The sequence below is a fragment of the Geminisphaera colitermitum TAV2 genome, assembly GCF_000171235.2.
GTDB classification, from domain to species: domain Bacteria; phylum Verrucomicrobiota; class Verrucomicrobiia; order Opitutales; family Opitutaceae; genus Geminisphaera; species Geminisphaera colitermitum.
The window spans coordinates 1-7,325 of record NZ_ABEA03000076.1; the positions used below are offsets into that span (position 1 = coordinate 1).

General features: G+C 63.0%; 5 protein-coding genes. All 5 read left to right on the plus strand.

From position 1 onward, the window contains the following. Positions 1-683, plus strand: a 683-nt coding sequence (locus OBACDRAFT_RS07905; RefSeq protein WP_043584481.1) for a DUF1559 family PulG-like putative transporter, incomplete at its 5' end; no start/stop codon positions are given. A gap of 21 nt (positions 684-704) precedes the next feature. Beyond that, positions 705-2,852 (plus strand): glycoside hydrolase family 5 protein, encoded by a 2,148-nt coding sequence (locus OBACDRAFT_RS07910; RefSeq protein WP_052361448.1) that lies wholly within the window; start codon positions 705-707, stop codon positions 2,850-2,852. Positions 2,853-2,995: 143 nt separating this feature from the next. Then, positions 2,996-5,092, plus strand: a complete 2,097-nt coding sequence (locus tag OBACDRAFT_RS07915) for a protein kinase domain-containing protein (RefSeq protein WP_043584483.1) — start codon at positions 2,996-2,998, stop codon at positions 5,090-5,092. 74 nt (positions 5,093-5,166) lie between these two features. Next, entirely contained in the window at positions 5,167-5,895 is a 729-nt protein-coding gene (locus OBACDRAFT_RS07920; protein ID WP_043584485.1) for an RNA polymerase sigma factor, read from the plus strand. 318 nt (positions 5,896-6,213) lie between these two features. Then, the gene (locus OBACDRAFT_RS07925) at positions 6,214-7,200 is read left to right on the plus strand and encodes an ABC transporter permease (protein ID WP_043584488.1); all 987 of its coding nucleotides are present in this window, start codon (positions 6,214-6,216) and stop codon (positions 7,198-7,200) included. Positions 7,201-7,325 lie beyond the last annotated feature (125 nt).

Sequence of the window (7,325 nt, forward strand, 5' to 3'; positions counted from 1 at the left end):
TGAAAAACAGCCGGGCCTTCACTCTCATCGAATTGCTCACCGTCATCGCCATCATTGGCATCCTCGCGGCAATTATCATCCCCACCGTGGGAAAAGTCCGCGACTCCGCCCGTGCGGCCAGTTGCCGCAGCAACCTGCGGCAACTCGGCACCGCAACACTCCTCTACGTCGAAGATACGCGCGGAAAAATTTTCCCCTATCCCGCAACCGACGCCGACCGCTGGAACGCGCTCCTCATGCCCTACGTCGGCGCACAACCCAAAATTCCCTGCCCCGTTTATCTCTGCCCCGGAGCCAGACTCCCCCTGACCACTCCCGGCTGGTATCCACGAATCACCTACGCAATCAACCCCACGCTTCACGCCCACAACGGAGGCAACGAACCCCGCATCGGCTCCCTTCCCAACCGCTCGCAAATCATCCTCTTTGCCGACAGCGGACAATCCACCACCCCGTCCTGGGGCGGCAGTTCCGCCATCGAACTCAAATGGGCCAACCTCACTCCACCCTCCAACCCCGACGCCATTCTCTCCCCGGCAACCGACCCCGATGAAGACAGCACTCAAACCGCTTACTTCCGTTACCGCCACAACGGCCAATGCCATGCCGTTCACCTCGACGCCAGCGTCCACGCCTTCAAGCCCGGCACGATACTCAACCGCAACTACTACTGGCCCTATTAGACAACCCGGACGACAACCCACATGCCCCCATTCTTACGATTCCTCTGCTGCCTCATCGCGGCCATAAATCCCCTTGCGAAAGCCGCCCCCCTTACCCTCGCCCCCAACCCCGACTGGTCCCCCATCACGCACACGACCGACATCGTACCCGGCGCTGTATTCGATTTTTCACGACTCAATACAACCGACACCCCCGCTGGTCGCCACGGCCCCATCATAGTCACCCCGCAAGGCCACTTCGCCTTCGCCAACCGCCCCGATACCCGCGTCCGCTTCTGGGGCGTCAACCTCTGTTTCGACGCCAACTATCCCACCACACCCGACGAAGCCGAACAACTCGCCGCCCGACTCTCCCGCTCCGGTTACAACACCGTCCGCCTCCACCACTTCGACCGCGACCTTGCCCCTCCCCCCCCCCCTGCGACTGGCAGTACCAACGACGCCCTCGCGCTCAACCCCGAACGCCTCGCGCAACTCGATACCCTCTTTGCTGCCCTCAAACGCCACGGCATCTACATCAACATTGACCTCTATTCCCTCCGCCGCCCCTCCCCCCACGCCCTCAAACGCCTCGGCATCGACCCCTCCGGTGACATCCCCGCCCAATTCAAGACCCTCATTCCCCTCTCCGACGAAGCCTTTGACGAATGGGCGCGCTTTGCCCGACAACTCCTCACACATCGCAACCCACACACCGGCCTCACCTGGGCCGAAGACCCCGCCCTCATCGGCATCTGCCCAGTCAACGAAGACCCCCTCACCGCTTGGATAGACCGCGCGCCGCCCACCATTCGCAAACGCTACGACGACGCCTTCACCGGATGGCTCGCCGCCAACGATACAACCCCCAACGACAACACAACCACAACCGCCCCCCAAAACCGCGACGCCGCCTTCAACCGATTCCTCCACGAACTCCATATCCGTTCCGACGCCCGCCTCCACGCCCATCTCCGTTCGCTCGGCACCCACGCCCTCCTCACCGGGGCCAACTTCCAGCGCGGCCAGGCCCTCTCCACCCTTCGCTGTCACTACGATTACGTGGACAACCACCAATACTGGGACCATCCCAAACGCATTACCGGCAACTGGCGGCTCCCCTTCGGCTTTCATCAAAAAAGCGCCACTGCCGAAGCCGCCGCCACCCCGCGCCTCATCATGCCGACACGCATCATTGCAAAACCCTTTGTTGTATCCGAATTCAACTACGTCCGACCCAACCACCATCGGGCCGAAGCCGCCCTCCTCATGCCCGCCTACGCCTCCCTCCAAGACTGGGACGCCCTCTACCGCTTCGACTACGCCACCACCCGCGAATCCGTCCACGACGGCGGATTCATTGGCACCTTTGCCCTCGCCGACGACCCCCTCGCCCTCCTCGCCGACCGCGTGGCCGCCCTCATCTTCCGCCGAGGCGACATCTCTCCCGCCCGCCACCTCATCGCCTTCGCGCCCGACCCCACCCTCATATTCACGCAACGCGAACGCCCCTACCCCGACATCTATTCCCGCATCGGCCTCATTTCCCGCATCGGCACTGCGACCTCCTCATCCTCCCCTGACCTCCCGGAAAACGTCACGCTCGTATCCGAAAACTCTGACAACCCCACAACCCTCCGCACCCGCTCCGGCCCTCCGCATCCCGCCATCACTGCCCGCACCGCACAATTCGCCAGCGACACCGGCCAACTCCATCTCGACACCGCCGCCGCCAGCATGAAAGCCGTCACCCCGCGCGGCGAACACTTCGTCCTCCCCCCCAACACCACCCTTGCTGGCGACATTGCCACAGCCACGACCGCCGCCACTCCTTGCACCCTCAACATCCTTTCCGTTGACGACGCCTCGCTCACCGAAAGCCGCCGCATCCTCATCCTGCACCTGACCGACGTGCTCCCCACCGGCATGCAATTCTCAGGAGAAGACCGCCGCGAATTGCAAACACGCGGCACCCTTCCCCACCTCGTCAGCCGCGGCACGCTCACCCTCATTCTCCGCCTCCCTCCCGCCTCTCCCACCTCCCGCTGGAAAGCCTGGGTAGTTGATACCGCCGGACACCGCCAGCACGAAATCCCCCTCACCGCGAGCAACGACGGCACGCTAAACCTCGAACTTGCCTCGATCACCCCCTCTGGCACGCAACTCGCCTACGAACTAACCCGCGACTGAAATAACAATCCGTTCTGCTCTCCCCTCCCCCCCCCCCGCCTCCAAAAAATTCTCGTTCCCCCCTGTAACACCGCGCCCGTTTTTCCTCTCTACATGGTAAGACCCCTGCTGCACTCCTTGCACGCAGCGGCCCGCACATCACCATGTCCACGCCAACGACGCCTCCCACACCCTCCGCCAACCCACACCCCAACTGCCCGCAATGCGGACGCCCCATCCCACCCGACGCAGCCCTCAATCTCTGCCCCGCCTGCCTCCTTGCAGCCGCGCTCCCCACCCAAGCCACCGCGCACGCGCACCCCAAATCCCCCCCACCGCTGCCAAGCCCCGAAGAACTCGCCACCGAATTTCCTCAACTCGACATCCTTGCCCACCTCGGACGCGGCGGCATGGGAGCCGTTTATCGCGCCCGCCAACGCAACCTCGACCGCATTGTTGCGCTCAAAATCCTCCGCCCCGGACTCGATGCCGACCCCACCTTTGCCGACCGCTTTCACCACGAAGCCCGCGCCCTTGCCCAACTCAACCACCCCGGTATCGTCACACTCTACGAAACCGGACGCACCCCCGGCGGCCTCTATTTCATCCTCATGGAATACGTGGACGGCCTCACCCTCCGCCAACTCCTTGACGCCGCCCACGGCCCCATGCCTGCCCATGAAGCCCTCGAAATAGTCCCACAAATCTGCGACGCCCTCCAATACGCGCACGACCACGGCATCGTTCACCGCGACATCAAACCCGAGAACATCCTCCTCAACAAACAAGGCCGCGTAAAAGTCGCCGACTTCGGCCTCGCCTGCATCGCTGCTCCCCGTGGCGCGGGCGTCCCGCCCGCAACTCCCCCCCCCCCCCCTCCCACGAAAATCATGGGCACCCCCGCCTACATGGCCCCCGAACAAACCACCGCGCCCGCTACCGTCGATCATCGCGCCGACATCTACGCGCTCGGAGTCGTGCTCTACCAAATGCTCACCGGCGAACTCCCCACGCCCGCGCAAACACTCATACCCCCCTCGCGCAAAATCCACATCGACGTCCGCCTCGACGAAATCGTCCTGCGCGCCCTCGAACAAAACCCCGCCCGCCGCTACGACCAAGCCAGCGAACTCAAAACCCACGTCGAACTCCTCACCCAAGCATCCACGTCCCCCCTCCCCCCCCCCCTCCCCGCTGCCGACAACCCTCACGACCACCCCACACACACCACCACGCCGCCACGATCACGAATCCCCAGCCATCCACTCATCGCCCCCTTCATCGCCATTCTCATCAGCACGGTAGTTTTTCTGGCGATACTCATATGGGCGTCCGGCCAGTTGCCTGAACGCGTCGCCTCGCACTTCAACTTCTCCGGACGAGCCGACGGCTGGTTGTCACGCACCACCTTTCTGCTCCTCCTCGAATTCAGCGGACTCGGCACCTCGTTTGTAATGGGCGCCCTGTTTCTGGCCATCCACCACGTATCCCTCCGTTTCGTCAACCTGCCCTTCATTAGTCCGGGCAACCGCCGCTACTGGATGGCACCGGAACGTCTCTCCGCCACGCTCGCATTTGCCCGTGTGCGCGGACTCTGGATCATCCCCGGACTCCTCGGATTTTTCGCCGCCCTTGTGGTGATCATCGTGTACGCCAACCGACTCACTCCTCCGCGACTCTCGCTCTACTGGCTGGCTGCGCCCACCCTGCTCCTGCTTGGCACGATGTTCTTCGCCTTCACCCTGCCCTTCATCACGCGCAAAACACGCGGCCTCCCCCTTCCCGCCCCGCACCGTCCCTTCCCTCCGCCCCTCTCCTTTGTGCTCATCCTTGCCGGCCTGCTTCTGCCCACCCTCGCCAGCCTCTGGCTCACGCAGGAAAAATTACCCGGCTTCATTCATCCACAAACCGCCGCCCTCATTACCACCCACAACGACACCGTCCGCGACGCCCAAACCTGGCTGGCTCTCATTGACGATGGCCATTACAAGCAAAGCCGCGATCAAGCCGCCTCCGTCTTTCGCGCCAAGGTAAACCTCGAATCATGGACCCTCGCTCTTCAGCAACACCGGCAACCACTCGGCGCGGTCGTCAACCGACGAATTTTCTCCGCTGAAAACGAAAACCCCAACACCAAGACATCCCATCTCGTCATGCAATTTGCCACCGAGTTCTCTCGCAAAAAATCCGCTATCGAAACCGTCACCTTCAGCCGCGAACCCGACGGCGTGTGGCGCGCCAGCGGATACTACATCAAGTAAACCGCACCTCGCGTCCCAGTTTCCCTCCCCCCCCCCCCGCGCCCACCACCCACCCTCATCGTTCACCTGCCGCCATGAGCACCTCCTTCGCCACCACCCGCTGGACACTCGTTCTCGCCGCCGGAACACCGCCGGACGGTAGCGATCAAACGGATACGTCCGCCCGCCGCGCCCTCTCCGAACTCTGCCGCGCCTACTGGACCCCGCTCCATGCCCACGCCCGCCGCCGGGGGCTCTCCCCCGCCGACGCCGAGGACGCCGTTCAAGGCTTTTTCGCCCGCCTCCTCCGCCTCGAATCCATCGCCGGCGCGCGGCGCGAACGCGGACGCTTCCGCTCCTTCCTGCTCGCCTCCTTCAACCACTACCTTGCCGACATCCGCGACCACGAACGCGCTCAAAAACGCGGCGCACACCTCCTCGTCCCACTCGACACCACAAACACTGTTTTTCCCGTCCCCCCCGCCAGCGCAGCCGACCTCCCGCCCGACCAAGCCTTTGACCGTGCCTGGGCTCTCGCGCTGCTCGACACCGCCATCACTCGCCTCCGCGCTGAACACGCCGCCACCGGACGCCTCCCTCTGTTCGACACCCTTGCTCCCACACTCTCCACACACTACGACGCCCAACCCTTCTCCGCCATCGCCGCGCGCCTCGGCCTCACCGAAACCGCCGCTCGCGTTGCCGCGCATCGACTGCGCCAGCGTTACCGCCAACTCCTGTGCGACGAAATCGCCCACACCCTTGCCCGCCCCGAAGACATCGACGACGAACTCCGCCACCTCCTCGCCACGCTCCGCTCGTAACGCACAACCAGCAACCCCTCGCTCCCTCCCCCCCCCCCCCGCTCCTCTCTGACCTTCGGTTTGCAAGCGTTGCGACCATTGCGCCGTTGCGGGAAATCCACTGCAAGTCCCGCAACGGCGCAACGAGCGCAACGGAAAATTGCTTCCTGTTTTTTCCCTCCGCCCCTCCGTGTCTCCGCGTGAGACCATTCTGTTCATTCTGTCTAAAAACCAATCCTCTCTGTGATTATTTCTCTCTTCGATTCACGCTTCTCGCCCCAACATTGAACCGCTCGACTTTCGTCCGATTCGTCCGCAGTTTTGTCGGCTTTGCCGCTCATGTTTCGCTTTATCGCCCGCCGTCTCCTGGAGACGATTCCGGTTCTCTTCGTCATCGTCACCGTCACCTTCTTCATGCTGCGTTTCGTGCCGGGCGGCCCCTTCACGTCGGAAAAAGCCGTTTCAAAGGAAATCCTCCGCAACCTCGAAGCTCACTACGGCCTCGATAAGCCCCTCCACCAACAATACCTCAACTACCTCTGGGACCTGTGTCCCAAAAAATTCGACCCGCGCGTTTTCTTTGGCGAACACAACTCCGGACTCGACCTCAAAGCCGCCCTCGGCATCGACCTCGGCCCCTCGTTCAAATACCCCAACCGCACCGTCAACGAAATCATCGCGCAAAAACTCCCCGTCTCCCTCGAACTCGGCGGCTGGGCCCTGCTCATCGCGCTCACCCTTGGCGTCACCCTTGGCGTCGCCGCCGCCGTGCGCAAAAACTCCCTCGCCGACTACGCCGCCTCCACGGTCGCCATGATCGGCATCTGCGTGCCCACCTTCGTACTCGGCCCCCTGCTCGTGTTGCTCTTCGCCATCCACCTCGGCTGGCTCCCTCCCTCCGGCTGGTACGGCCCGGTGGATCGCGTGCTACCCGCGCTCACGCTCGGCCTCGTTTACGCCGCCTATATTGCCCGCCTCACGCGCGGCGGCATGCTCGAAGTGCTCAACCAAGACTACATCCGCACCGCCCGCGCCAAAGGTGCCAGCGAACTACGCATCGTATTGAAACACGCACTACGCGGCGGCTTGCTCCCCCTCGTCTCCTATCTCGGCCCCGCCATTGCGGGCGTCATATCGGGATCATTTGTCATTGAAACCATCTTCCAGATTCCCGGCCTTGGACGCGAATTCGTGACCTCTGTTTTCAACCGCGACTTCACCCTCGTCCTTGGCACCGTGCTCCTTTACGCCGCGCTCATCGTACTGCTCAACCTCCTCGTGGACATCGTGCAAGTCTGGCTCAACCCCAAGCTCAAATTCGAATGAGAAACCCGCGCGCTTCGCGCGAACATCCAACATCGAACGCCGAACATCCAACATCCAATGGATAAAACCTCCGAACCGAATTCCCAACACCCAACATCGGAGACTCAACGCTTAACGAGTCCAAC

Excerpts from the sequence above, each read along its gene's own strand:
- OBACDRAFT_RS07910 (WP_052361448.1), top strand. The coding sequence starts at position 705 with ATGCCCCCATTCTTACGATTCCTCTGCTGCCTCATCGCGGCCATAAAT.
- OBACDRAFT_RS07915 (WP_043584483.1), top strand. The coding sequence starts at position 2,996 with ATGTCCACGCCAACGACGCCTCCCACACCCTCCGCCAACCCACACCCC.
- OBACDRAFT_RS07920 (WP_043584485.1), top strand. The coding sequence starts at position 5,167 with ATGAGCACCTCCTTCGCCACCACCCGCTGGACACTCGTTCTCGCCGCC.
- OBACDRAFT_RS07925 (WP_043584488.1), top strand. The coding sequence starts at position 6,214 with ATGTTTCGCTTTATCGCCCGCCGTCTCCTGGAGACGATTCCGGTTCTC.